Here is a 2,541-nt window from a genome sequence, read left to right as displayed (position 1 = left end):
AAAAACTTGCTGGCGCTTAATACTGCAAGGGATGAAGTCGACGAAATGGAAAAGAAGGTAGCAATGGCCGAGGAGGCTCTGGAGAAATCTGATGCTATTGCTGAGCAGGAAAGACAGGCCCGGGTGGAAGCGGAAGCTATGCTTGCACGGGAAAGAAAGGCCTGGGTGGAATTAGAGGCCAAAGTATTTGCTTTGGAGGATCTCGTGAAGGGCTTGCAATCTCAGATAAAAGCAATGCTGGAGAACAGATCCTTTACCAATCAGCCAGATTTGAATTAGTTTTTTTTCGTCATCAGAGAAGTCCCGTCTCTCTCTATCTGGCTCTCTCTTCCGGAAGGCGGGATTTTTAAAATCGCATCAGGCAATGCCGGCGCGTATCCCTCCATATCGATACCTGGTTCCTGATATCCAGACAAATATTCCGTTGCGTTTCAAGATGATACCGGCTATTGTTCCGGATAAAACTTCCGTCAGATCCGGCAGCGCCGATGGTTAATGCAACTGTCGGTGTTTATGCTGCAAAACGCCGGTGTATAATCTCATGCGACATCAGTGGGATTTTTATATGATGAGCGAACCGGGTTAACAAAAGCTCAAAAAGAATGGCATCAGGCAAGAGACGGCTCCTTCAATACTGATCAGCAACAAGGACAGACACTGATACCTGACAGTATCGCAATCAGGTTCACATAGAGAGCCTTTTCGGTGATGCAAAGGGTTATCGTGGCGAACTTCCTATGGCAGAATGTAACAAAGATACCATGATAAGGAAAAATCTGTCTTCACACGGCTCCCGGGAGTTTCTGATGCGGATGCCGATACGGAAAGGAAAATCAAAAACAGCATGAAGGACATTCAGAAGGATCTGGAGCAGCTCTGCGGCGACAAGCCGCAGCTTAAGCCCTGCACCAACGCATGGCTCTCCGGAAAGCCCCTGAAAGACATCAGAAAGGATCCCGCCGCCCGGTATCCGGCTCCGGGATTTTTTGCAAACTGCTTCCTGAGAATTCTGGGAGCGGAGGATCGGGTTACCTATCTTGACGATCTTTATCACCTCAGGCAGGATCTCCTGGCGGCCGGAAGAAAGGTTGTTATCGCGAACGGCCGTCTCGCCCCGCTGCGCCCCAATGAGATTGACGCTGTTACCCGAGGAAATTTCCGGAATATCAGGGAGCTTATTGCCGGACTTCTGCCGAATTTCGGGTTCCTGACCGGAGAACTGCGCTGCCTTGCGCGTAAGGCCTTTGCGGAGCTAATGCTGGAGGAGAGCCAGAAGGAGAAGAATCTGAGCAAAATCGCCGGCCGCGGTGTTTACCTTATCGGCTGGCTCTGGCACTATCACCGGAACCTTTTTGAGTCCGGGGATCCGCTGCTCGTCGGCTGCTTTTTTTACATGGGGGGCTGCCGTGACAGCGCCGAGACTCTGTTTTGCCGTTTTCTGGCCCGGCTCCCGGCTGATGTGGTCATCTTCTGCCCGGATCTCCGCAAAAAGTGCTGTCTTGAGGATCATCTGCTGTACGAGATTCATTATGACGAATCCCTGGAGGTGTCCGCCTACCCGGATCCGGACGAAGGCATGTCCATGGGCACCGCATCCTATCACGCCGAGCGGGATCTGGACTCCTCTCTGTACGGGGACGGACTTTATCGGAATCAGCAGTATTCCAGCGCGGTATCGCTCATTCTCAAAACCGCATACGAGGAAATTTCCGTCCTGTGGGATGAGGAGCTTAAGTACCGGCCTAATTTCAGCGTCCGGAACGGCACGGTGACCCTGCCGGTGATTTTTGCTGTGGTAAACGGCGTCAAGGACGGCAGCGCATATGCATACTGGGACAGCATCAGAAAGCTGATTACCCCGGATACTGCAGTAATCAGAGCCTTTCCGCATCTCTCCAGAACCTCCCGGAAAAAACTGATGCCATTCACAAGGGAGTTTTTCATTAACGGCCGGCTTCAGAAGACCCGGATTAAAGCCCACAAGGCTTATCAGTACGGCTTTTTGAGGGAACCGGTGCAGGATTACCTTTTGGACTGTCTGCAGAGACTCATAGATCAGAAGATCATCAAAGGCACCGGCGAGAACGGCATGGAGCATACCGTGATTGCCGTGGCCCTGAATCTCGAAAAGGATATCCTCAGGATGATTCAGAGGTTTGATTTTACAAAGAAGAACCCCAAGCTGATTTGCATTGCCGCCGGCGAGACCGCGCTTTCCCTGGAGGATGACATCACCCTGGCATTTTTAAGTCAGATCGGGTTTGACGTGGTGATTTTTGCGCCCACCGGCTATCAGTGCGCGGAGCGGCATTTTAACCGCAGCCTGGCAGTGTCGCATCAGATCGGAGGATACATGTTTGATCTGGAAGTCCCGGCATTCCGGGCGGCGCTGCCTGATCCCAACAGGCGCCTGCCGCGGCTGTCCGACTTACGTTCGCGGTGCTGCGGAAAATTTTTGGGGTGTCTGTCAGTTCCTTTCATTATCATTCTTCTTTTGCTGATTGTTTAAATGCATTTCGCAAGCGGCGTTTTATCCTGCGG

General features: G+C 51.9%; 2 protein-coding genes. Both read left to right on the top strand.

The window, feature by feature from the left end:
* A partial coding sequence (locus ACJROR_RS11385; RefSeq protein ID WP_406547145.1) for a hypothetical protein occupies nt 1-279 on the top strand: 279 nt, incomplete at its 5' end.
* A 565-nt stretch (nt 280-844) separates the two neighbouring features.
* Complete coding sequence (locus ACJROR_RS11380) at nt 845-2,509, top strand: YceG family protein (RefSeq protein ID WP_406547144.1); 1,665 nt, start codon at nt 845-847, stop codon at nt 2,507-2,509.
* Nucleotides 2,510-2,541 lie beyond the last annotated feature (32 nt).

It is taken from the genome of Succinimonas sp., from assembly GCF_045225735.1.
In the GTDB taxonomy this organism is placed as follows: domain Bacteria; phylum Pseudomonadota; class Gammaproteobacteria; order Enterobacterales; family Succinivibrionaceae; genus Succinimonas.
This window is presented reverse-complemented; position numbering and strand designations above follow the sequence as displayed.

Excerpts from the sequence above, each read along its gene's own strand:
- ACJROR_RS11380 (WP_406547144.1), top strand. The coding sequence starts at position 845 with ATGAAGGACATTCAGAAGGATCTGGAGCAGCTCTGCGGCGACAAGCCG.